The sequence below is a fragment of the Pseudomonas morbosilactucae genome (assembly GCF_023241665.1).
In the GTDB taxonomy this organism is placed as follows: Bacteria; Pseudomonadota; Gammaproteobacteria; order Pseudomonadales; family Pseudomonadaceae; genus Aquipseudomonas; species Aquipseudomonas morbosilactucae.
In genome coordinates, this window is record NZ_JALQCX010000036.1 from 1 (window position 1) to 22,823 (window position 22,823).

A 22,823-nucleotide genomic window follows, 5' to 3' on the forward strand; every position below is an offset into this window, starting at 1 on the left:
GTCTTCTTCTGGGCACCAATTCAAACTTCAAGATCATTCTTGAAGCTTCACAAAAACCCGCGAAAGCGGGTTTTTGCGTTTCTGGGCCCCTCTCTTTCTCCCGCTGCAGCCAAACACCTCTACCAAGCCTGTCTTCGACCTCAAGCCGCACATGAGAAATAATATCGTTTATCATTGTTACAAGTTTTTGCGGCACAACAGTGAGGAAACCTGCGAATGATGTTCAGAAACACCCCCCTTCCAACATCCCTTCTGCGTGGCTTGACCATCACTTTGCTGGGACTGACCCTGGCATCTCCACTCACCCAAGCGGCCGATCCGGTTTCCCTGACCCTTTATAACGGCCAGCACAAAGAAGTCGGCGACGCCATCGCCAAAGCCTTCGAGGCCAAGACCGGCATCCACGTTAACGTGCGCAAGGGCAGCAGCAACCAGCTGGCCAGCCAGATCGTCGAAGAAGGCGACCGCTCGCCCGCCGACGTGATCTACACCGAAGAATCTCCGCCGCTGAACAAACTCGGCGAACAAGGCCTGCTGGCCAAAGCCGACGCGGCGACACTCGACGTCCTGCCCAAGGATTATGTCGCCACTAACGGCACTTGGATCGGCGTGACCGCACGAGTCCGCGTCGTCGCCTTCAACCCGAAACTGATCGACGAAAAAGACCTGCCCAAATCGGTCATGGAGTTCTCCGAGCCGCAGTGGCAAGGCAAGGTCGGCTTCGTGCCCACCAGCGGCGCCTTCCAGGAGCAAGCGGTTGCGATCATCAAGCTGCATGGCAGAGACGCCGCTGAAGAATGGCTGACCGGCCTGCGCGCCTTCGGCAAAACCTACAGCAACAACATGGTAGCGTTGAAAGCCGTGGAGAACGGCGAGGTCGCCACCGTGCTGGTGAACAACTACTACTGGTTCGCCCTGCAACGGGAAAAAGGCCAACTCGACTCCAAACTGCACTACTTCACCGATGGCGATGTCGGCGGCCTGATCACCGTCTCCAGCGCAGCAGTCTTGAAGTCCAGCAAGCACCCGAAAGAAGCCCAGCAATTCCTTGCCTACATGGCCAGCGAAGAGGGCCAGCGTGTCATCACCCAGACCACCGCCGAATACCCGCTGCACAAAGGCATGGAGTCTGACCGCGGCCTCAAGCCCTTCAGCGAGCTGCAAGCCCCTAAAGTCACACCCGCCGACCTGGGCAATGCCGAAGAAGCCCTGGAACTGGAACGTGAGGTTGGCCTGAACTGATGAGCACATCGTTGCCCGCCTCCGCCTCGCGCGCCGGCTACGTGCCGAGGCGCAAGCGGCCTTCGATCTGGTTGCTGCTGCCGGTCCTGCTCCTGGTCGGCCTGAGCTTGCTGCCATTGCTGTATGTCGGGCTCAAAGCCTGGCAAGCCGGCTGGGCGGAGGCGTTGCACTTGCTGTGGCGCCCCTATGTCTTTCGCCTGCTCAGCAACACATTGCTGCTGATGGTCGGGGTCACCCTGTCCTGCGTAGTGGTTGGTCTGTCCCTGGCCTGGTTGCTGGAACGCAGTGACCTGCCGGGCCGGCGTATCTGGGGGGTCGTCCTGTGCCTGCCCTTTGCCGTGCCGGCCTTTGTCAGCAGCTTCACCTGGGTCTCCCTCAGCGCCAGCTTCGAAGGCCTGGGCGGCGCGATCCTGGTGATGAGCCTGTCCAAATACCCCTTGGTGTTCCTGCCCGTGGCAGCCACCCTGCGCAATCTCGACCCCTCCCTCGAGGAATCAGCCCGCACCCTGGGAGAGAACCGCTGGGGTGTGTTCTTCAAGATCACCCTGCCCCTGCTCTGGCCCTCGGTCCTGGCCGGCGCATTGCTGATCGCCCTGCATATGCTGGTGGAGTTCGGCGCCCTGTCGATCATCGGCCTGCAAACCTTTACCACGGCGATTTATCAGCAGTTCGAACTGGAATTCAGCAACGCCAACGCTGCCATGCTCTCAGCCGTATTGCTGGCTCTGTGCCTGATCCTCCTGTGGCTGGAACTGCGGGTGCGCGGCAAAGGCCGCCATGTCCGCACCGGTCAAGGCGCGGCGCGGCATGCGGAACAGGTGCGCCTGGGCAAATGGGCCCTTGGCGGCCAGCTCTACTGCCTGCTGCTGACCCTGATCGGTAGCGGCATTCCCCTGGGGATGCTGGGTTACTGGCTGGACGTGGGCTCATCGGCGGCGTTCCCGGTGGCCGCCATCAGCGAAGCCCTGCTGTCATCCCTGGCACTGTCTTTGGGAGGGGCCGCGCTGTGCCTGGTCCTGGCAGTTCCCGTGGGCTTGCTGGTGGTACGCCACAAAGGCCGCCTGGCACTCTGGGCCGAACGCCTGCCGTACCTGCTGCATGCCCTGCCAGGCCTGGTGATTGCCCTGACGCTGGTGTACTTCGCCCTGCACTACGTGCCGGCGCTGTACCAAACCTCGGCCTTGCTGCTGATTGCCTATGCGCTGCTGTTTTTGCCACTGGCCCAGGCGCCGATCCGCACCGCCCTGAACAAGGCCGCACCACAGCTGGAAGAGGCCGCCAAAACCCTGGGCGCGTCATCGTTCAGTGCTTTTTGCCGGGTGACCCTGCCGATTATCTTTCCGGCCCTGGGCGCCGCGTTTGCCCTGGTGTTCCTGGATGCGATGAAGGAACTGACCGCGACCCTGCTGCTCAGCCCAACAGGACTGAACACCCTGGCGACTGAAGTTTGGGCGCACACGGCGAATGTGGAATTTGCGGCCGCAGCACCCTATGCGGCACTGCTGATCCTGGTATCGGGGTTACCGGTTTATCTGCTGACGACCAAGATGTACCTGAGTCGTTGAGCAGTGCTTCGCCGGCAAGCTAGCTTCTACAACAGATCGTAGGAGCCGGCTGGCCAGCGAAGTGTCAGGCGCGGAACTGCCCCAGGCTGGCTTTCAATTGGGCCGCCAGATTATCCAGGACCTTGCCGCTGGCCGTGGTTTCCACCACCGCCTGGGCCGCACGCTCAGCCTGGGCGTGAATGGTTTCCACCCGCCCCCTGACGGCCTGCGCGCCCTGAGCCTGATGAGCCGCTGCCTGGGTAGCCAGGCCAATCGCAGCATGCACCTGCTCCACGGAAGACTGCACGGACTGCTGCCGGCGCGCACTGTCACGCAGCACCAACAAGCCTTCGCTGGCTTGGCGCCCGGCCTGGCCAATGGCGGTCACGGCCTCCCGCGCGCCCTGCTGCAGGGCAACGATATGGGACTGGATATCGCCCGTGGAACTCTGAGTCTTGCTGGCCAGGGCCCGCACCTCATCGGCCACCACAGCAAAACCACGCCCCGTCTCACCCGCACGAGCCGCCTCGATTGCCGCGTTCAAAGCCAGCAGGTTGGTTTGCTCGGCAATCCCATGAATCACCGTGAGCACCACCTCGATCTGTTCACTCTGCTGGGCCAGGCGCTCAATCACTTTGGCACCGGTATCCACCTGCCCGGCCAGCGCCTCGATCAAACCACCGACCTGAGCCGAAGTCCGCGTGTTCTCATCCGTGGCCTGGCGAATTTCCACCACTTGCTGCAACGCCGCCTGCATGGCCTGGCTCTCGGCCTGGGCCTCATCGGCCATTTGCGAAAGCGCCCGCAAGCTTTCAGCCACTTCGTCGCGCTGTGCCTCGGCAGCGGCATCCGCCCCGGCGTTGCGCAAGCTCATGGCGCCGATCTCGACACCGGTGCGCTGGGCCACATCACCGGCCTCGCGGACGATTGGCTGCAGCTTGTCCACAAAGCGATTGACCGCCGATGCCATGTCGCCGATCTCGTCATTACTGTTGAGCTGGACACGCTTGGTGAGGTCACCCTCGCCCGCCGCCAGGTCGTTCAGCGCCGCGATCAACAGGTGCAGCTTGTTCACCACACGCCGCCCCAGCACCACCGCCAACAGCAGCAAAACCCCGCAACCCACCAGCGCCAGGCCCATGCCGATCCGCCAGCGCAGCGTTCCTGCGGCGTCCTGCACGGTGCTGGCGGTATTGGCCTGCATCGCCGCAGCCGTGCCCTGGGCGGACTGCAAGCGCGCGCGCATGGCCGCCGAACTGTCCGCAGAAGCGCCCTTGAGGCTGTCGCCCACCAACTGGTCACCGCTGGCAATCAACGCCGTGAAGCGCTTATCCAGCGCCGCCACATCCGCCTCGACCGAGGCCGTGGAAACCCCCATCAGCACCTTGCCGATTTCCACACCATTGGGATTGATCGGTGCCTCGAGGTAATAGACCGATGGATCATTCTTCGCCGCGTTCAGCACCTTATCCAGTGCCCGATCACCCTGGCCCTTTTCCAGCAGCGCCTTGTTGATCGGATTCTCCCGATTCAAGTAGCGCGTCAGGTGCTCACCCGCAGCGTCGTCGTAGACCACAAACAACACATTAGGGTTGCGCTGCGCGCGCCGGGCGAACTCGGAGAGGGTCGGGACATCGTTATCCCACATGGCACGCGGCGCGACCGAGGCGAGTAACTGGGCCATGTCGTTGGCCGAATCCTTGAGATCCTTCTCCAGGGTGGCTCGCAACTGCGCCTGCTCTTCCTTGAGGCGGGAAGACAAACCCGCCGTAAGACGCTGACGCGTATTGCTGGACAGGCTTTCCAGGCTGGAGGTGACCTCTTGGGCCGCTTGCTCCAACTCACTGGAGAGCTTTTGACTATCAACGCCCAGGCCCGCAGCCAGATCAGCCTCAAGGGCCGTCACCGTGCTCCGGGTCAGCGCAACCGCCACCAGTACCTGCACCAAAAGGGCGATACCGAGCGTAACGAACACAGGCCGCAACAAACGGCTTTGTAACAGTGAGAGAACGGCCGACACAGGAAATCCCTCTACTTTGACGCCATTAAATTGATGGCACTCTAGAAGTGGAAATTACAGCAAGGGTCGTGCCGTCCAACCCACAGAAACGACAAAGGGCCCTCGAAGGGGCCCTTTGTGTTTTACATCAACAACTTATCAAGCGAACGGATGACGCAGAACGATGGTTTCGTTGCGGTCCGGGCCCGTCGAAATAATGTCGATTGGCGCGCCGACCAACTCTTCGATGCGTTTGATGTAAGCACGTGCAGCGGCAGGCAGCTCTTCCAGGGTCTTGGCACCCAGGGTCGAATCGCTCCAGCCTGGCATCTGCTCGTACACCGGCTCCAGGCCGATGTAGCTGTCAGCGTCGGTCGGCGCGTCGATGACGGCACCGTGCTCGTTCTTGTAGCCGACACAGATGTTGATGGTTTCCAGGCCGTCCAGAACGTCCAGCTTGGTCAGGCACAGGCCCGAGATGCTGTTGACGTCGATGGCGCGACGCAGGATCACAGCGTCGAACCAACCGCAGCGACGAGCACGGCCAGTAGTCGCACCGAACTCGTGGCCACGCTTGGCCAGGAAGGCACCGACGTCGTCGAACAGCTCAGTCGGGAACGGACCCGAACCCACACGGGTGGTGTAAGCCTTGGTGATGCCCAGGATGTAATCCAGGTACATCGGGCCCACGCCCGAACCGGTAGCGATGCCGCCGGCGGTGGTGTTGGAGCTGGTGACGTACGGGTAGGTACCGTGGTCGATGTCCAGCAGCGAACCCTGGGCGCCTTCGAACATGATGTCCTTGCCGGCACGACGCAGGTTATGCAGCTCGGCAGTGACGTCGAGCATCATCGGCTTGAGCAGCTCGGCGTATTCCATGCACTCGTCCAGAGTCTTCTGGAAGTCGATGGCCGGCTCTTTGTAGTAATTGACCAGTACAAAGTTGTGGTAGTCCAGCAACTCGCCCAGCTTGGCGGCGAAACGCTCGCGGTGGAACAAGTCACCGATACGCAGGCCACGACGGGCCACCTTGTCTTCGTACGCTGGGCCGATGCCGCGACCGGTAGTGCCGATCTTCTGCTCGCCGCGGGCTTTCTCGCGGGCCTGGTCCAGGGCTACGTGGTAGGACAGGATCAGCGGGCAGGATGGGCTGATGCGCAGGCGCTCGCGCACCGGCACGCCTTTCTCTTCCAGCTTGATGATTTCACGCAGCAGGGCATCCGGCGCAACCACCACGCCGTTGCCGATCAGGCACTGCACGCCTTCGCGCAGCACGCCCGAAGGGATCAGGTGCAGGACGGTTTTCTCGCCGTCGATCACCAGGGTGTGGCCAGCGTTGTGGCCACCTTGGTAGCGCACTACGGCAGCGGCATGTTCGGTCAGCAGATCAACGATCTTGCCTTTGCCCTCATCACCCCATTGGGTGCCCAGGACTACGACATTCTTACCCATAACACTTGTCCTCATTCGCGCAAACTTGGTGCCGGCAGCCGCCGGCAGGAAAACTCAAGAAGCCAGCGGCAATACTTGCCAAAGCCCATTCTGCTGAATCAATTGCCGGTCGCAGTCCGCTTCACGGGCGGCGGCCAAAGGCTGCCCAGGCAACGCCTGGACAACACGCTGACCCTCACTGCGCAACTGGCAAACCTGCTGCCAGAGTGCCGCATCAGTGCTGTCAGGCATCCAGATACCGCCGGACGGTAACTCGACCTCAGCACGCCCCAGGGTCACCAGGGTTTTCAAATCGGTGGAAAAACCGGTCGCCGGCCGGGCACGCCCGAAGTCCGCGCCGATGTCGTCGTAGCGACCGCCCTGGGCGATGGACTGACCTTCACCCGGCACGAACACCGCGAACACCACGCCTGTGTGGTAGTGATAGCCACGCAGCTCACCCAGGTCGAAGTACAGCGGCAACTCAGGGAAACGTGCGGACAAACGATCGGCGATGGTCAGCAACTCGTCGAGCGCCGACAACACCGGAGCCGGCGCAGCAGCCAGACGGCTGCGGGCCGCGCTCAACACTTCACGACCGCCGCACAGATCAACCAGCGAGCGCAACATGTCCGCCAGATCGGCAGGCAAACCTTCGGTCAGGCTAATGACCTCGTCGATCGCCTTGCGTTGCAGGGCATCGAACAATTGTTGCTCCACGGCACCCGACAAACCGGCCGCACGAGCCAGGCCGCGGTAGATACCGACGTGGCCCAGGTCCATGTGCACATCCGGCACATCGGCCAGTTGCAACATGGCCAGCATCAAGCTGATGACTTCAACGTCGCTGCTCGGGCTGGCATCGCCATACAACTCGGCACCCAGTTGAATCGGACTGCGCGAGGACGACAAGGCACGCGGCTGGGCATGCAAGACGCTGCCCGCGTAGCACAGGCGGCTCGGACCTTCACGACGCAGGGTGTGGGCGTCGATGCGCGCCACTTGTGGCGTGATGTCGGCACGGAAACCCATCTGCCGACCCGACTGCGGGTCGATGACCTTGAAGGTACGCAGATCCAGGTCCTGGCCAGCACCTGTGAGCAGGGATTCCAGGTATTCGATATGGGGAGTAACGACGAACTCGTAACCCCAACTCTGGAACAAATCCAACACCTGACGACGCGCCACTTCGATGCGCGCCGCTTCCGGCGGCAGTACTTCTTCGATGCCATCTGGCAGCAGCCAGCGGTCTACCGTTGCCATTACGCCATTCCCCTATGGTCCGGGCGGCAAGCCTGGGGCCAGCCTTGAGTGAAGCAGAAAAGGGCCGCATCCGACGCGAACTCAGCCGGACAGGCAGCTGGAAACCAGCTGTACAGACCCTTTTCCTCGAAAAATCTTGCCGGGCTCTTGAACGAACTTCGGCCAATCAAACATGCAGACGCAAAAAAGCCGGGAATTTCCCGGCTGCCGCATCATACACACGTTTTCCCAAAGGATCACCCCGCGAGGCGTTTTAGCCGCCCGGCGGGGTGCTGCTCAGGTCAGTGCAAGATCAAGGCTTGGCTTTTTCCAGGTAACGGAAAAAGTCGCTGCCCGGATCCAGGACCATGACGTCGGTTTTGTTCGCGAAGCTTTCACGGTAAGCACGCAGACTACGGTAGAACGCGTAGAACTCCTGGTCCTGGCCATAGGCTTTGGCGTAGATCGCTGCGGCTTGAGCATCACCATCACCACGCGCCTCTTCAGACTCGCGATAGGCTTCGGCCAGCAGCACGCGGCGCTGACGATCGGCGTCAGCACGGATGCCTTCAGCCAGCTCGTTACCTTTGGCGCGATGCTCACGAGCCTCACGCTCACGCTCGGTGCTCATACGCTCGAACACGCTGCGGTTCACTTCCTTGGGCAGGTCGATGGCCTTGACGCGAACATCGACCACTTCGATACCCAACTCTTTGTTGGCCATCTTGTTCAAGGACGCAGTGATATCGGCCATCAGCGCATCGCGCTCACCGGAAACCACTTCGTGCAGCGTACGTTTACCGAACTGGTCACGCAGGCCCGACTCAAGACGACGGGACAGACGCTCGTCGGCAATCTGCTTCAGACCGGAAGTTGCGGTGTAGAAGCGCTCGGCATCCTGCACTCGCCACTTGGCAAAGGCATCGACCATCACGGCTTTCTTTTCCAGAGTCAGGAAGCGCTGTGTCGGTGCATCCAGGGTCATCAGGCGGGCATCAAACTTACGCACCTGGTTCACGTAGGGCACTTTCACATGCAGGCCAGGCTGGACATCGGCCTGGACCACACGACCGAACTGCAGCAACACCGCACGCTCGGTCTGAGCGACGATGTAGAAGCTGTTCCAGGCAACCACCGCCACGACAACACCCACAATCAGGGCGATCAGCGATTTATTGCTCATCAGCGACTCTCCCTAGAACGTGTCTGCTGTTGCTGCAAATCAGCCGCCGCACGTGCATTCACTTCATTGCTAGCCGCAGACGCTGCACCCGTTACCGGAGCATTGCCGCCACGACCGCTGTCGATCATTTTGTCCAGCGGCAGGTAAAGCAGGTTGTTCTGCCCGCCCTTGTTGCCGGTCACCAGCACTTTGCTGGTGTTGCTGAAGACTTCCTGCATGGTGTCCAGGTACAGACGCTCACGGGTCACTTCAGGTGCCTTGCGGTATTCGGCTACCAACTTGGTAAAGCGATCCGCTTCACCCTTGGCCCGAGAAACCACTTCGTCGCGATAACCGTTGGCATCTTCAAGGATGCGCTGGGCCTGGCCACGCGCTTCCGGCACGACGCCGTTGGCGTAGGTTTCAGCCTGGTTGCGCGAACGCTGCTCATCTTCACGAGCACGGATCACATCGTCGAAGGCCTCCTGCACTTCACGCGGGGCTGCCGCGCTCTGTACGTTGACCTGGGTCACGGTGATACCGGTGCGATAGGTATCGAGGAAGCGTTGCAGACGCTCCTTGATTTCGCTGGCCATCAACTCACGACCTTCGGTCAGCACCTGGTCCATCGCCGTGGAGCCCACGACGTGGCGCAAGGCGCTGTCGGTCGCATGTTGCAGGCTGATTTCTGGCTGATCGACGTTCAACACGAAGTCTTGCAGGTTGCTGATCTTGTACTGCACGGTCAGCGGCACTTCGACGATGTTCTCGTCTTCGGTCAGCATCTGGCCCTGCTTGGTGTAGGCACGCTCACGCGTGACGTTCTCCATGTACTTCTTGTCGATCGGCGGGAAGTAGATGTTCAGGCCCGGGCCGACGGTTTCATAGTACTTGCCGAAGCGCAGCACCACGGCCTGCTCCTGCTCGTCGACGACGTAAACCGCGCTGTACAGCCACACGGCCGCCAGCACGACAAGACCGATGCCCAGCAAGCCGAAACCACCGCCCTTGCCGGAGCTACCGCCGTCATCACCACGTTTTTTACCACCACCGAACAACCCATTCAGGCCTTCCTGCAGCTTACGGAAGGCCTCGTCGAGATCTGGCGGCCCCTTGCGGTCGCCGTTATTACGGCGCTTACCACCCCAAGGATCCTGATTATTCGAGTTGCCACCCGGCTCATTCCAAGCCATAGCGCTCTCCATCTGATAAAGCAAAGACGCACCCACGCGCGCCGACCAATGCTACAGAATGCCTGCTACAGCGGCACAACCGCTTGCCCAGGCTTTTATTGCAAAGTGTGTTGCTCGATGAACTCCAGCGGCTGCATGCCTTCGCGACTTACCAGTCGATTCAACTCGACTCGCGGCAAACGAACAGCAAGCAGACTGACGCCTTCTTCATCGTGGTCTTCCTTTTGCACCGCGCCCAACTCGAAGAACTGTGCACGCAGTCGAGCAAAACGCTGAGGCAAGCGCAAGGTGCCTACGAACAAATCATCGCCCAGCAACTCGGCGATGGCTTGCTTGAGTAAATCCAGACCCCGACCGTCTTGAGCCGATAGCCAGACGCGCTGCGGATTGCCATCGGCATCACGCTGAATCTGCGGCTCCACGCCCTCGAGCAAATCGAGTTTGTTATAGACCTCCAGGATCGGCAAGTCTTGGGCCCCGATCTCTCCGAGCACCACCATGACCTGTTCGATCTGGGCCATGCGCTCAGGCTCATGGGCATCGATCACATGCAGCAACAGGTCGGAATTGCTCGACTCTTCGAGCGTAGCCCGAAACGCCTCGACCAGTTTGTGCGGCAAATGACGGATAAAGCCCACGGTATCGGCCAGCACGATCGGCCCCAGGTCATCCAGTTCCAGACGACGCAGAGTGGGGTCGAGGGTGGCAAACAATTGGTCGGCGGCATATACGTCGGACTCGGTCACCGCATTGAACAGCGTGGACTTGCCGGCGTTGGTGTAACCCACCAGGGACACAGAAGGAATATCAGCCCGCTTGCGGCCGCGACGAGCCTGCTCGCGCTGACTGCGGACCTTCTCCAAGCGCCCCTTGATCTGCCGCAGGCGAACCCGCAGAAGGCGTCGGTCGGTTTCCAGCTGGGTTTCACCCGGGCCACGCAGACCGATACCGCCTTTCTGCCGCTCAAGGTGAGTCCAGCCGCGAACCAGTCGGGTACTCATATGCTCAAGCTGAGCCAGTTCGACCTGGAGCTTGCCTTCATGGGTACGGGCGCGTTGGGCGAAAATATCGAGAATCAGACCCGTGCGGTCAATCACGCGGCACTCGAAAGCACGTTCGAGGTTACGTTCCTGACTGGGCGTGAGGATGTGATTGAAAATCACCAGGTCTACCTGTTCGGCTTTGACCAGGTCGCGTAATTCTTCGACCTTGCCGCTGCCAACCAGGTATTTGGCGGTTGGCCGATGACGCGGCACGTTTACAAACGCGACGGTCTCGGCGCCGGCCGATTTTGCCAGCTCCTGAAACTCCTGCGGATCTTCGCGCGCCTCAGGGTCCTGACCATCCAAGTGAACGAGAATGGCCCGTTCACCACCACCGTGGCGCTCAAAGAACAAAGGAGACTCCTATCAGGCGTTACCTGGCTCAGCGTCACCCTGTTCGGATTCGGATGCGCTAGGCAGACGAATTGGACGAACTGGAACTACTGTCGAGATAGCGTGCTTGTAAACCATCTGGCTGACGGTGTTTTTCAGCAGGATAACGAACTGGTCGAAGGACTCGATCGTACCCTGCAGCTTGATCCCGTTGACCAGATAGATGGAAACCCCAACTTTCTCTTTACGCAAAGTATTCAAGTAAGGGTCTTGTAGCGAATGCCCTTTTGACATGTGCCGCACTCCTTTAAGGATCAATAATAAAAAATTAGAAAAACAGATGGCTTAAGCCGTCACACCCCCAAGGATAGACGGCAATTGCAGGGACTCAGCTCAATATGGAGACCGATCCCAAGTATTTCAAGGCGCGTGGCAGATTGTCGCAATCCAGGCTGTCCAGCCAATGCAGATCAGCCCAACTGCGCAACCAGGTGAACTGGCGTTTCGCCAATTGGCGCGTGGCAATGATCCCCCGCTCCTGCATCTCGGCTGACGTCAGCTTGCCATCCAGATGATCCCAGACCTGCCTGTAACCTACTGCTCGTATAGACGGCAACCCGGCATGCAGGTCACTTCTCGAACGCAGAGCTACGACCTCGTCGATGAACCCCTGTTCCAACATTTGCGTGAATCTTTGTGCAATGCGCTCATGCAGTACCTGCCGATTCGCCGGAGCGATGGCCAAGTTCGCGACAGTATAGGGCAATTGACCCTGTCCCGATGCGCCTGCTTCAGTACTTTGCGCAGATTGTCGCTGGCGGTGAGCCGTCATTGTCTGACCGCTGACCCGGTAAACTTCCAGGGCCCTGCTCAGACGTTGCGGATCATTGGGATGGATCCTGGCCGCCGACTCTGGGTCGATTGCCGCCAATTGATCGTGCAACGCCTGCCAACCCAGTCGCGCGGCCTCGTCTTCCAGCTCGGCGCGCACCTGAGGATCGGCTGGCGGCATATCGGCCAGCCCCTCGAGCAGCGCCTTGTAATAGAGCATGGTGCCGCCCACCAGTAGCGGGATCTTGCCCCGCGCCGTGATATCGGCCATGGCCGCCAAAGCATCAGTGCGAAAGTCTGCGGCGGAGTAACTCTGGGCCGGGTCGAGAATATCGATCAGCCGATGGGGAAACTCCGCCAGCAGCGCCTTGGAGGGCTTGGCGGTACCAATGTCCATGCCGCGATACACCAGCGCCGAGTCGACACTGATCAACTCGCAGGGCAGGACCTTGGTCAGCTCAATGGCCAGATCGGTTTTGCCCGCAGCGGTCGGGCCCATCAGAAAAATCGCTGGAGGAAGCTGGCTCATCAACGACCGCGCAAAAAGAGTTTGTCCAGATCGTCCAGGCCCAGTTGGGTCCAGGTCGGCCGGCCATGGTTGCATTGGCCGCTGCGCTCGGTGTTTTCCATGTCCCGCAGCAGCCCGTTCATTTCCGGCAACGCCAGGCGCCGGTTGGCGCGAATGGCGCCGTGGCAGGCCATGGTGCCCAGCAACTCGTTGAGGTGGGCCTGAATGCGGTCACTGGTGCCGTATTCCATGAGGTCCGCCAACACGTCGTGCACCAAGCGATTGGCCTCAGCCTGCTTGAGCAAGGCCGGGATCTGTCGGATGGCCAGGGTCTCCGGACCCAAACGCTGCAGCTCGAAGCCCAGGCGCTGGAACCAACTGACGTGCTCTTCTGCACAATCCGCCTCGCGCTGGCTGACCGCGATCGACTCCGGTACCAGCAGCGGCTGGCCGCTCAGACCTTCGCTGGCCATGGCCACCTTGAGCCGTTCGTACATGATCCGCTCGTGGGCCGCATGCATGTCCACTAGCACCAGGCCCTGGGCATTCTCCGAGAGAATGTAGATCCCCTTGAGCTGGGCCAGGGCGTAACCCAACGGCGGGATATCCCCCTGGCCGTCCGGCAACGACACCGACGGCGCACCCGGCAGCGGCGCGAAAAACTCGCGATAGGCGCTTTGGGCTTCCGCCGCCGGTAAGGTCGACTGCGGCCGCGGCGTGTATTGGTATTGATACCCCGCCCCGGCACCCGAACCCGGCGTAGTCATGGACGGCTGGGCCTGTGGCTGCTCCAGCGCCAAATTGGCCGCCAGGCGCATTTCACCCTGCGGGCCGAACTCGCCGGCTTCAATCCCCGTTGGCCGTACCATGCCAGCGACAGCCGCCGGCGCCGCCAGATGATCCTCCGGACGCACGTCGCCCAGGGCTCGGTGCAGGGTGCCGTAAAGAAAGTCGTGCACCATGCGCCCATCACGGAAGCGCACTTCGTGTTTGGTCGGGTGCACGTTGACGTCGACCACCGCCGGGTCCACTTCGAAAAACAGCACGAACGTCGGGTGCCGGCCGTTGAACAGTACGTCGCGATAAGCCTGGCGCACCGCGTGGGCGACCAGTTTGTCGCGCACGGCGCGGCCGTTGACGAAGAAGTACTGCAGGTCTGCCTGGCTGCGGGAAAAGGTCGGCAGGCCCACCCAACCCCACAGGTGCAACCCGTTGCGCTCGACCTCGATGGGTAGCGCCTGCTCCAGGAAACCCGCGCCGCATATTGCCGCCACGCGCCGGGCGCGGGCTGCATCGTCGTTGGCTTCGTGCAGGCTGAGCACGCTTTTGCCGTTGTGCCGCAGATGGAACGCCACATCGAAACGGGCCAGGGCCAGGCGCTTGATGACTTCTTGCAGGTGATCGAATTCGGTTTTCTCGGCCTTGAGAAACTTGCGCCGGGCCGGGGTATTGAAGAACAGATCGCGCACTTCCACCGAGGTGCCGACCGGGTGGGCCGCCGGCTGGACCCGCGGCGCCATGTCACGGCCTTCGGTTTCCACCTGCCAGGCCTGGTCGGCGTCACGGGTGCGCGAGGTCAGGGTCAAGCGTGCTACGGAACTGATGGACGCCAGGGCCTCACCACGAAAGCCCAGGCTCATCACCCGCTCCAGGTCTTCCAGATCACGAATCTTGCTGGTGGCATGACGCGCCAGGGCCAGGGGCAGGTCGTCGGAGGAAATCCCGCTGCCGTCATCGCGAACCCGCAGCAGTTTGACCCCTGCCTGCTCCACATCCACATCGATCCGCCTAGCGCCCGAGTCGAGGCTGTTCTCCAGAAGCTCCTTGATCACCGACGCCGGGCGCTCAACCACCTCGCCTGCGGCGATCTGGTTGGCCAGGCGCGGGCTGAGCAGCTCGATGCGCGCACTGCTGTTCAGCGGCTCACTCATTCCTTGGCCGCCAATTCAGTGCCTGGAATGGTCAGGGTCTGGCCCACTTTCAGCTCATCGGTCTTCAGGTTGTTGGCACTGCGCAAGGTCGCGGCCGACACTTGGTAGCGCACAGCCAGCATGGCCAGGGTTTCCCCCGGGCTGACCCGGTGATCACGCGGCCCTTGGGCAATCTTCCCGGAGTCGCGCAGCCAGGCAATGTAAGTTCCCGGCGGCGGGTTCTGCTGGAAGAACTGACGCACGCCGCTGCTGATGGAGCGTGCCAGCGCCTGCTGGTGACTGGCGGTGGCCAGCTTGTTGGCCTCGTTGGCGTTGGAGATAAACCCGGTTTCCACCAGAATCGACGGAATATCCGGCGATTTCAGCACCATGAACCCGGCCTGCTCCACACGCTGCTTATGCAGCGGCGTGACCCGACCGATGTTGCTCAGGACCTTCTGGCCCACATTCAGGCTGGAGGTCAGGGACGCGGTCATCGACAGGTCCAGCAGAACCCCGGCCAGCATGCGGTCTTTGTCATCGAGGCTGACGTTGCCAGCACCGCCGATCAAGTCAGAACGGTTTTCACTGTCCGCCAGCCAACGGGCGGTTTCAGACGTAGCCCCACGCTCGGACAAGGCAAATACGGACGCCCCAAAGGCGGCTTTCGAAGGCGCTGCGTCAGCATGGATCGAGACGAACAGGTCAGCGCCCTTCTTGCGGGCGATTTCGGTACGGCCGCGCAACGGAATGAAATAGTCGCCGGTGCGGGTCAATTCGGCGCGGAAGCCCTTGAGGCCATTGATCTGGCGCTGCAGTTCACGGGCGATGGCCAGCACCACGTCTTTCTCATGCTGACCGCGGGAACCGGAAGCCCCCGGGTCTTCGCCACCGTGCCCGGCGTCGATTACCACGATAATGTCGCGTTTGCCCGCCGGTGCCGGCGGCAGCTTGATCGCCGGTTCGACCGGTGTCACCGGAACGGCCGGAACCGTCGCGACATTGGTCGGCGGCGGTGTCGGCGCGGCATCGGCCGGGTTATCGAACAGATCGACCACCAGACGGTTACCGTACTGGGCATTGGGTGCCAGGGTGAAGCTCTTCGGGGTGACGGCCTTTTTCAGGTCGATGACCACCCGCAGGTCGGTTGGCGTGCGCTGCGCTGAACGCATGGCAGAGATCGGCGTATTGGCCGTAGCGATGTTCAATGGGCCGCCCAGGGTCGCGCCATTGATATCGATCACCAGGCGATCGGGGGCCGAGAGGGTGAAGACACTGTGTTGCACCGGGCCGGTCAGGTCGAACACCAGTCGCGTGTTATCCGGTGCCCGCCACAGCCGAACGCTGCGAACCTGTGTTGCGGCCACAGCCTCGACGGCCAATGCCGTAAGCAAGAGTCCTACGACAGCGACCATCGCGCGAATGCGCATACCTAACCCCATAATTTATTTGAATTCCAACGCCAAAGCGGCACACCAGGACTCGCCACGCGAGCCTTGTGATAACAGATGCACAGAGCGCCCGTTGTTATGCGGGCTAATGGTAATGGTCAGGTCCGGCTTTGGCAAAAAGCCTGCACCACGTTGAGGCCACTCCAGCAGGCACAAAGCATCGCCCTCGAAATAGTCACGGATGCCCAGGAACTCCAACTCCTCCGGGTCGACCAAGCGATACAGGTCGAAGTGAAAAGCCCGCACCTCACCGATCTCATAAGGCTCCACCAGGGTGAAGGTCGGGCTCTTCACCGCCCCCACATGCCCCAGCCCACGGATGATGCCGCGCGACAAGGTGGTTTTACCCGCGCCCAGGTCACCTTCAAGAAAGATCACCCCAACGCCTTGGGTCGCCCGCGCAATCTGTGCACCAAACGCGACCATGGCCTCTTCATCGGCCAGATACAGGGTTACTTCAGACACGGTGACTGCTCCTCCAACAACTGACGAATGGCCGGGATCAGATCACTGGCCGCCAACCCGCGCCCTTGGGCGCCTTGACGCTCGCCGGCCGTGGCATGCAGCCACACCGCCAGGCAAGCGGCTTCGAACGCCGGCAAGCCCTGGGCCAGCAACGCCCCCAGCAGACCCGCCAGCACATCCCCCAACCCCGCGGTGGCCATTACCGGATGCCCCTGATCGCAACGGACCAGGTTCCCCTCCGGGCTAGCAATCAGGCTACCAGCCCCCTTGAGCACCACCACCGCTGTATATTTTTTACTCAAAGCCCGAGCTGCGGCAGGACGATCCGCCTGCACCTGGGCCGTGCTCACCCCCAACAGCCGCGCCGCTTCCCCGGGATGAGGCGTGATCACACTGTCGGCCGGCAACAGCAAGCCGCCCTTGGACAACAGATTCAACGCATCGGCATCCCAGACCTGCGGCAGGCGGGCACTGGCCGCGGCGGACAATAAGCTGCGCCCCCAGGCGCCCTGCCCCAGGCCGGGGCCCACCACCAGGACCGAAGCCTGCTCCAGCAGCCCCATCAACTGGTTGGCTGAGTGCGTGCCCAGGGTCATGACTTCCGGCAAGCGCGCCAGGGCCGCTGGTACGTGCTCGCTGCGAGTGGCCAGCGACACCAGGCCGGCGCCACTGCGCAGGGTGCTTTGCGCGCTCAACAACGCGGCACCGCCGAAACCATGGTCGCCACCGATCACCAGCACATGGCCGAACTGACCTTTATGGGCGTCCAGGGAACGGGCGTTCAATCGCGGCAACTGCTCAGCCAACAGTGACTGAACGTCGGGTAATGGGTGATTTGTCTGCGGCATGCGTCTTCGGGCTCCGATGTCTGGCAGAATTATACGCACCTCAGCCCCGGTTTCTCTCGCCTCATGCCCGCTATTACCACCGATCTCCCTGCCCTCGCCCAATCGATCAAGGACTGGGGCCGCGAGCTAGGCTTTCAGCAAGTCGGCATCAGCGGCCTGGACCTGGCCGAGCATGAGCAGCACCTGGAGCGCTGGCTGGCTGCCGGCTACCACGGCGAGATGGAGTACATGGGCGCCCACGGCAGCAAACGCTCCCACCCGGACCAACTGGTGCCTGGCACCTTGCGCGTGGTGTCGCTGCGCATGGACTACCTGCCCGGCGACACCCAGATGGCGCAACGCCTGGCCCAACCCGAGAAAGCCTATGTCTCGCGTTACGCCCTGGGGCGCGACTACCACAAGCTGATCCGCAAACGCGTGCAGCAACTGGCCGAGCGCATTCAGCAAGCCATCGGGCCGTTCGGCTACCGCGCCTTTGTCGACAGTGCCCCGGTCTTGGAAAAAGCCATCGCCGAACAGGCTGGGCTGGGCTGGATCGGTAAGAACACCCTGGTGCTCAACCGCAAGGCCGGCAGTTACTTCTTTCTGAGCGAACTGTTCGTCGACCTACCGCTGCCGGTGGATGCGCCCCACGCCACGGAGCACTGCGGGCGCTGCACCGCCTGCCTCGACATCTGCCCCACCAACGCGTTTGTCGGCCCCTATGTGCTGGATGCCCGACGCTGTATTTCTTACCTGACCATCGAACTGAAAAGCGCGATTCCCGAGGACTTGCGCTCGATGATCGGCAACCGCGTCTTCGGCTGCGATGACTGCCAGATCGTCTGCCCCTGGAACCGTTTCGCCCGGCCGTCCGGCGAAAGCGACTTCAAGCCCCGGCACAACCTGGACAATGCCGAATTGGCCGAGCTGTTCCTGTGGGATGAAGACACCTTCCTCAGCAGCACCGAAGGCTCGCCCCTGCGCCGCGCCGGCTACGAGCGCTGGCTGCGCAACCTGGCGGTGGGCCTGGGCAATGCGCCCTCGAGCATTCCCGTGCTCGAAGCCCTCAAGGCCCGCCAGGACCACCCGTCAGAACTGGTGCGCGAGCACGTGCAGTGGGCCCTGGCACAGCACGCCAGCCGTCAATGTTCGTCGTTGTAGACGAATTTGGGCATTTCCCAATGAAAACGGATCGCCAGCAGCCGTAATAGAAAGCCGCCAAACAAGGTGATCAGGATCGACTGCTCGCCGGGCAATTGCAGATAGATGCACAGCATGTAGCACCAGGCAGCGGCGAAGGAGACGCTGGCATAGAGCTCGCGGCGGAAAATCAGCGGAATGTCGTTGCAGAAAATATCCCGCAGAATGCCGCCGAAGACCCCGGTGATCACCCCACTGACCGAGGCCACCAGCATGCCGTGGCCCATTTCCAGGGCAGTCATGCAGCCAATCAAGGTAAAGGCCACCAGGCCCACAGCGTCGAGCACCAGGAACAGCGAGCGCAGATGGCGCATCAGGGGCGCGATAAAGATCGTCACCAGCGCCGCCACTGAGGTCAGCACCAGGTATTCGGGGTGCTTGACCCAGGTCAGCGGGTAGTGCCCCAGCAGCACATCACGCACCGAACCGCCGCCCAGGGCCGTGATGCAGGCGATCAGCACCACGCCAAACCAATCCATGCCACGGCGACCGGCCGACAAGGCGCCCGTCATGGCTTCAGCGGTAATGGCAATCAGGTAGAGCATCAGCAGCATGATGGCGGTCCTTGCAGGAAGGCGCGCAGTCTACTCAGTTGGCGCAAGCACCAAAAGAGGGCAGCAGAGGGAAATAGGCTGGCGGCAACGTCTGTCGCCGGGCGGCCGGCGACAGACGTTGCGCTTTAGAACTTGATGAAGTGCTTGCGGTAGTGCTGCAACTCGGCGATGGACTCGCGAATATCATCCAGTGCCAGGTGGGTGCTGCCCTTCTTGAAGCTGTCACGCACATCCGGGGCCCAGCGTGCGGCCAACTCTTTCAGGGTCGAAACGTCCAGGTTGCGGTAGTGGAAATAGCTTTCCAGGGCCTTCATGTGGCGAAACAGGAAGCGCCGGTCCTGGCAGATGCTGTTGCCACAGATCGGCGACTTGCCCTTGGGCACCCACTGCTCGAGGAACGCAATGGTCTGCGCTTCGGCTTCGGCCATGCTGATACGGCTGTCGCGCACACGCTGGGTCAAGCCGGAACCACCGTGCTGGCGGGTGTTCCACTCATCCATGCCAGCGAGGATTTCATCGCTCTGGTGAATCGCGATGACCGGGCCTTCAGCCAAGGTATTGAGGTTGCTGTCGGTGACGATGGTCGCCATCTCGATAATGACGTCGGTGTCAGGGTTCAGACCGGTCATTTCCAGATCGATCCAAATCAGATTCTGCGGGTTTTGCATGGGAGGGCTCCTCGGCGTAGTTGCGCAGTTTAGCCTAGAGCACCTGCCCGGCGTGCTAAACTCGCGGCCGTTTTACCTAACCGCTGCATTATCGACACGGAACACCAATGGCCAAACGCCAGCTCAATCGTCGCCAAAACTGGCGCATCGAAAAGATTCAAGGCGAGCGCGCCGCCCGCGCCGCCAAACGCGAATCCTCCGCGGTGGAAGCCCTGGAGGGAGGCGATCTCGGCCCGGAACAGACCGGGTTGGTGATCGCCCACTTCGGCGTACAGGTCGAGGTCGAAGCCCGCGAAGGCGAATTGGCCGGCCAGGTATTCCGCTGCCATTTGCGCGCCAACCTGCCCGCACTGGTCACCGGCGACCAAGTGGTCTGGCGCGCCGGCAACCAAGGCATCGGGGTGATCGTCGCCCAACTGCCGCGCAACACCGAACTGTGCCGCCCGGACAGCCGCGGCCAACTCAAGCCGGTGGCAGCCAACGTCGACATGATTGTGATTGTCTTCGCGCCCATGCCCGAGCCCCACGCCAACCTGATCGACCGTTACCTAGTGGCCGCCGAGCACGCCGGCATCCGCCCGTTGCTGCTGCTGAACAAAGCCGACCTGATCGACGAACAGAACGCCCCGGCGCTCAATGCCTTGCTCGCGGTCTATCGCCAGTTGGGCTATCCGCTGCTGGAAGTCTCGGCGCACCACGGCGACGGCATGGATCAACTGCAAACCCAACTGGACGGGCGCATCAGCGTATTCGTCGGCCAGTCCGGCGTGGGCAAGTCCTCCCTGGTCAACAGCCTGCTGCCGGAAGTCGAAGCCCGTGTCGGCCCGCTGTCGGAGTACTCCGGCCAAGGCACCCACACCACCACCACCGCTCGCCTGTTCCACTTCCCCGGTGGCGGCGAACTGATCGACTCCCCAGGGATTCGTGAGTTCGGCCTTGGGCATGTCAGTCGCGCCGATGTCGAGGCAGGTTTTATCGAGTTCAACGACTTGCTCGGCACTTGCCGTTTCCGCGACTGCAAGCACGATCGCGAACCGGGCTGCGCCCTGCTCATGGCCCTGGAAGACGGCCGCGTGCAACAGCAACGGATGAACAGCTACCGCTCGATCATCGCCAGCCTGCCGGACAGCAGCTACTAAGCCTCACACGCCAGAAACGACAAGGCCGCGATCATCGCGGCCTTGTCGTTTCTGGGCTGGAGCCTAGGGCTGTTTCGGCGCAGTAGGCGCCTGGCCCGGCTCGTCCATCTTCAATACACCGTCTTCGAAGATGTTCATTCGCTGGCGAACCTCATGGGCTGGCAGCGGGTCGGTACCCGGTGGCAGAGCATGAGGATCAACCGCCGCACCTGGCGCTGCGGGCTCAGGGCTCGCTGGAGCATCAGGCGCCTGCTCACCCTCGATCGCCCGCTGGGCTTTCTTGGTCAGCACGACGATGTCGATCCGCCGGTTCACCGGGTTGAAGGGGTCCTTGCGGTCAAACAGCGACGACGAGGCATAACCCACCACCCGCGCCACTTGCGAGTCCGGATAGCTGCCGGCAACCAACGCCCGTCGTGCCGCGTTGGCACGGTTGGCTGAAAGCTCCCAGTTACCGAATTCACCTGCGCCCGAGTATGGCTTGGCGTCGGTATGACCACTGATGCTGATCTTGTTCGGCACCGCCTTGATGGTGTCGGCCATGGCCAGCAGGATGTCCTCGAAGTACGGTTTGAGGCGCGCACTGCCGGAGTCGAACATCGGCCGGTTCTCGGCGTCCATGATCTGGATCCGCAAGCCGTCCTGGGTGATTTCGAAGAGGATCTGATCCTTGAACTTCTGCAGTTGCGGGTTTTCCTCGACCTTGTTCTGCAACTCTTGCAGCAACAGTTCGAGACGCTCGCGCTCCACCTGCTCGGCCATGCCTTCGACTTGCTCGGCGTCGACCGTGACCTTGTCCGGTTGCGGCTGGGACTTGACCTCAGGGTTGAGGGTGGTCTCAGGAGCCAACTCCGGCGTACCGCCCAAATCGATGATGTAGGGCGTGCCGCTTTCGGAGAAGCCGATCGGGTCCTTGAAGTAACCGGCGATGGCGATCTTCTGCTCCGGGGTTGCGGTGGACAGCAGCCACAACACCAGGAAGAACGCCATCATCGCCGTGGCAAAGTCAGCGAAGGCGATTTTCCAGGCGCCCCCGTGATGCCCGCCCGCGAAGCGCTTGACGCGCTTGATGATAATCGGCTGGTTATTTTCCATGACTTAGCGTCCGCGAACCGCTTGTTCCAGCTCGGCGAAGCTAGGACGGTGCCCTGGGTACAGCACTTTGCGCCCGAACTCCACAGCCAGCGATGGCGGCATGCCGGAAGCCGAGGCCACCAGGGACGCCTTGATGGATTCGTAGACGTTGAGCTCTTCCTTGGCATCGTGGGCCAGGGACGTAGCCAACGGACCGAAGAAACCGTAGGCCGCGAGAATACCGAAGAAGGTACCCACCAGTGCCGCACCTACGTGCAGGCCGATGGACGCCTGGTCGCCTTCACCCAGGGAGGCCATGGTCACCACGATCCCCAGTACCGCCGCAACGATACCGAAGCCGGGCATGCCGTCGGCGATACCGGTCACCGCGTGGGAAGGATGCTCGAGGTCTTCCTTCATGCTGAACAATTCCATGTCGAACAGGCCTTCCAGCTCATGGGGAGCCATGTTGCCGGAGGACATGATGCGCAGGTAATCGCAGATGTAAGCGGTCATGCGCTCGTCTTTGAGCACCGCCGGGTACTTGGCGAAGATCGGGCTGGCCGCGGCATCTTCGATGTCCCCTTCAATGGCCATCATGCCTTCGCGACGGCTCTTGTTGAGGATCTCGTAAACCAGGCCCAGGACTTCCAGGTAGAAGGTGTGGGTGAAACGCGAGCTGAACATCCCCAAGGATTTCTTGATGACGTGCATCGTCATGTGCCCGGGGTTGGCCTGCAAGAATGCGCCGAACGCCGCACCGCCAATGATCAACACCTCGAAAGGCTGGATCAGGGCTGCGATTTTACCGTGGGAGAGCACGTATCCGCCGAGCACGCTCGCGAATACGACGATGATGCCGATAATTTTAGCCATAGGTAGGAGAGTACTTATTGAGTCGGGTTCAAGGTCATATTCGGAAGTTCGTAAAACTCTTCTTCTACTTATCGGCAAAACTGCGCCAGACTATAGCTCGTTAAGGCGAAAAGCCAGTTTGGCCCGCT

Annotated in this window: 20 protein-coding genes; 4 read left to right on the top strand and 16 right to left on the bottom strand. The window is 61.6% G+C overall.

All coding sequences use genetic code 11. The features are described from left to right. Positions 1–216 precede the first annotated feature (216 nt). Positions 217–1,242 (top strand): extracellular solute-binding protein, encoded by a 1,026-nt coding sequence (locus M1B35_RS19425; protein WP_268262803.1) that lies wholly within the window; start codon positions 217–219, stop codon positions 1,240–1,242. After that, entirely contained in the window at positions 1,242–2,807 is a 1,566-nt protein-coding gene (locus M1B35_RS19430) for an ABC transporter permease (RefSeq protein WP_268262804.1), read from the top strand. The genes M1B35_RS19425 and M1B35_RS19430 overlap by 1 nt, the downstream gene beginning before the upstream one ends. Before the next feature lie 64 nt (positions 2,808–2,871). On the opposite strand, the gene M1B35_RS19435 is transcribed toward M1B35_RS19430, so the two are convergent. From M1B35_RS19435 to M1B35_RS19490, 12 genes are all read right to left on the bottom strand, one after another. Next, positions 2,872–4,806, bottom strand: a complete 1,935-nt coding sequence (locus tag M1B35_RS19435) for a methyl-accepting chemotaxis protein (protein ID WP_268262805.1) — start codon at positions 4,804–4,806, stop codon at positions 2,872–2,874. Positions 4,807–4,944: 138 nt separating this feature from the next. Continuing rightward, positions 4,945–6,237 (bottom strand): adenylosuccinate synthase, encoded by a 1,293-nt coding sequence (locus tag M1B35_RS19440; protein WP_123329571.1) that lies wholly within the window; start codon positions 6,235–6,237, stop codon positions 4,945–4,947. 54 nt (positions 6,238–6,291) lie between these two features. Then, positions 6,292–7,479: an ATP phosphoribosyltransferase regulatory subunit gene (locus M1B35_RS19445; protein WP_268262806.1), complete on the bottom strand. Its 1,188-nt coding sequence runs from the start codon at positions 7,477–7,479 to the stop codon at positions 6,292–6,294. 292 nt (positions 7,480–7,771) lie between these two features. After that, positions 7,772–8,641: a protease modulator HflC gene (gene hflC / locus M1B35_RS19450; RefSeq protein ID WP_123329567.1), complete on the bottom strand. Its 870-nt coding sequence runs from the start codon at positions 8,639–8,641 to the stop codon at positions 7,772–7,774. Further along, positions 8,641–9,813 carry an FtsH protease activity modulator HflK gene (hflK, locus tag M1B35_RS19455; RefSeq protein WP_123329564.1) on the bottom strand — a complete coding sequence of 391 codons (1,173 nt, stop codon included), beginning with the start codon at positions 9,811–9,813 and terminating at the stop codon, positions 8,641–8,643. The genes hflC and hflK overlap by 1 nt, the downstream gene beginning before the upstream one ends. 95 nt (positions 9,814–9,908) lie before the next feature. Beyond that, positions 9,909–11,210, bottom strand: coding sequence for a ribosome rescue GTPase HflX (gene hflX, locus M1B35_RS19460; RefSeq protein ID WP_268262807.1), 1,302 nt, complete (start codon positions 11,208–11,210; stop codon positions 9,909–9,911). A gap of 12 nt (positions 11,211–11,222) precedes the next feature. Beyond that, entirely contained in the window at positions 11,223–11,483 is a 261-nt protein-coding gene (gene hfq, locus M1B35_RS19465) for an RNA chaperone Hfq (protein ID WP_007921378.1), read from the bottom strand. A gap of 94 nt (positions 11,484–11,577) precedes the next feature. Further along, the gene (gene miaA / locus M1B35_RS19470; RefSeq protein WP_123329560.1) at positions 11,578–12,549 is read right to left on the bottom strand and encodes a tRNA (adenosine(37)-N6)-dimethylallyltransferase MiaA; all 972 of its coding nucleotides are present in this window, start codon (positions 12,547–12,549) and stop codon (positions 11,578–11,580) included. After that, positions 12,549–14,459 carry a DNA mismatch repair endonuclease MutL gene (gene mutL, locus M1B35_RS19475; RefSeq protein WP_425273429.1) on the bottom strand — a complete coding sequence of 637 codons (1,911 nt, stop codon included), beginning with the start codon at positions 14,457–14,459 and terminating at the stop codon, positions 12,549–12,551. Before mutL ends, miaA begins: the two co-directional genes overlap by 1 nt. Beyond that, complete coding sequence (locus tag M1B35_RS19480; RefSeq protein ID WP_123329556.1) at positions 14,456–15,868, bottom strand: N-acetylmuramoyl-L-alanine amidase; 1,413 nt, start codon at positions 15,866–15,868, stop codon at positions 14,456–14,458. The genes mutL and M1B35_RS19480 overlap by 4 nt, the downstream gene beginning before the upstream one ends. Positions 15,869–15,883: 15 nt before the next feature. Then, positions 15,884–16,354, bottom strand: coding sequence for a tRNA (adenosine(37)-N6)-threonylcarbamoyltransferase complex ATPase subunit type 1 TsaE (gene tsaE, locus M1B35_RS19485; protein WP_123329554.1), 471 nt, complete (start codon positions 16,352–16,354; stop codon positions 15,884–15,886). Beyond that, a complete protein-coding gene (locus M1B35_RS19490; RefSeq protein ID WP_268262808.1) occupies positions 16,342–17,202 on the bottom strand; it encodes an NAD(P)H-hydrate dehydratase in 861 nt (286 codons plus the stop codon). Before M1B35_RS19490 ends, tsaE begins: the two co-directional genes overlap by 13 nt. A 63-nt stretch (positions 17,203–17,265) precedes the next feature. On the opposite strand from M1B35_RS19490, the gene queG reads away from it, so the two are divergent. Beyond that, complete coding sequence (gene queG / locus M1B35_RS19495; RefSeq protein ID WP_268262809.1) at positions 17,266–18,345, top strand: tRNA epoxyqueuosine(34) reductase QueG; 1,080 nt, start codon at positions 17,266–17,268, stop codon at positions 18,343–18,345. Here queG and M1B35_RS19500 read toward each other — a convergent pair. After that, the gene (locus M1B35_RS19500; protein ID WP_185039142.1) at positions 18,327–18,941 is read right to left on the bottom strand and encodes a trimeric intracellular cation channel family protein; all 615 of its coding nucleotides are present in this window, start codon (positions 18,939–18,941) and stop codon (positions 18,327–18,329) included. The two genes, queG and M1B35_RS19500, sit on opposite strands and share 19 nt — an antisense overlap. A gap of 122 nt (positions 18,942–19,063) precedes the next feature. Further along, on the bottom strand, positions 19,064–19,606 hold the full coding sequence (orn, locus tag M1B35_RS19505) for an oligoribonuclease (RefSeq protein ID WP_123329547.1): 543 nt from the start codon (positions 19,604–19,606) through the stop codon (positions 19,064–19,066). 107 nt (positions 19,607–19,713) lie between these two features. Here orn and rsgA point away from each other — a divergent pair, with 107 nt between their 5' ends. Further along, positions 19,714–20,745: a small ribosomal subunit biogenesis GTPase RsgA gene (gene rsgA / locus M1B35_RS19510; RefSeq protein WP_268262810.1), complete on the top strand. Its 1,032-nt coding sequence runs from the start codon at positions 19,714–19,716 to the stop codon at positions 20,743–20,745. Positions 20,746–20,808: 63 nt separating this feature from the next. Here rsgA and motB read toward each other — a convergent pair whose 3' ends face one another. Further along, positions 20,809–21,840, bottom strand: a complete 1,032-nt coding sequence (gene motB / locus M1B35_RS19515; protein ID WP_268262811.1) for a flagellar motor protein MotB — start codon at positions 21,838–21,840, stop codon at positions 20,809–20,811. Positions 21,841–21,843: 3 nt separating this feature from the next. Continuing rightward, positions 21,844–22,695, bottom strand: a complete 852-nt coding sequence (gene motA / locus M1B35_RS19520) for a flagellar motor stator protein MotA (RefSeq protein ID WP_123329540.1) — start codon at positions 22,693–22,695, stop codon at positions 21,844–21,846. Positions 22,696–22,823: the final 128 nt, after the last annotated feature.

Coding starts and splice junctions, on each gene's coding strand:
- M1B35_RS19425 (WP_268262803.1), top strand. CDS start 217: ATGATGTTCAGAAACACCCCCCTTCCAACATCCCTTCTGCGTGGCTTG.
- M1B35_RS19430 (WP_268262804.1), top strand. CDS start 1,242: ATGAGCACATCGTTGCCCGCCTCCGCCTCGCGCGCCGGCTACGTGCCG.
- M1B35_RS19440 (WP_123329571.1), bottom strand. CDS start 6,237: ATGGGTAAGAATGTCGTAGTCCTGGGCACCCAATGGGGTGATGAGGGC.
- M1B35_RS19445 (WP_268262806.1), bottom strand. CDS start 7,479: ATGGCAACGGTAGACCGCTGGCTGCTGCCAGATGGCATCGAAGAAGTA.
- hflC (WP_123329567.1), bottom strand. CDS start 8,641: ATGAGCAATAAATCGCTGATCGCCCTGATTGTGGGTGTTGTCGTGGCG.
- hflK (WP_123329564.1), bottom strand. CDS start 9,813: ATGGCTTGGAATGAGCCGGGTGGCAACTCGAATAATCAGGATCCTTGG.
- hfq (WP_007921378.1), bottom strand. CDS start 11,483: ATGTCAAAAGGGCATTCGCTACAAGACCCTTACTTGAATACTTTGCGT.
- miaA (WP_123329560.1), bottom strand. CDS start 12,549: ATGAGCCAGCTTCCTCCAGCGATTTTTCTGATGGGCCCGACCGCTGCG.
- mutL (WP_425273429.1), bottom strand. CDS start 14,459: ATGAGTGAGCCGCTGAACAGCAGTGCGCGCATCGAGCTGCTCAGCCCG.
- M1B35_RS19480 (WP_123329556.1), bottom strand. CDS start 15,868: ATGCGCATTCGCGCGATGGTCGCTGTCGTAGGACTCTTGCTTACGGCA.
- M1B35_RS19490 (WP_268262808.1), bottom strand. CDS start 17,202: ATGCCGCAGACAAATCACCCATTACCCGACGTTCAGTCACTGTTGGCT.
- queG (WP_268262809.1), top strand. CDS start 17,266: ATGCCCGCTATTACCACCGATCTCCCTGCCCTCGCCCAATCGATCAAG.
- orn (WP_123329547.1), bottom strand. CDS start 19,606: ATGCAAAACCCGCAGAATCTGATTTGGATCGATCTGGAAATGACCGGT.
- rsgA (WP_268262810.1), top strand. CDS start 19,714: ATGGCCAAACGCCAGCTCAATCGTCGCCAAAACTGGCGCATCGAAAAG.
- motB (WP_268262811.1), bottom strand. CDS start 21,840: ATGGAAAATAACCAGCCGATTATCATCAAGCGCGTCAAGCGCTTCGCG.
- motA (WP_123329540.1), bottom strand. CDS start 22,695: ATGGCTAAAATTATCGGCATCATCGTCGTATTCGCGAGCGTGCTCGGC.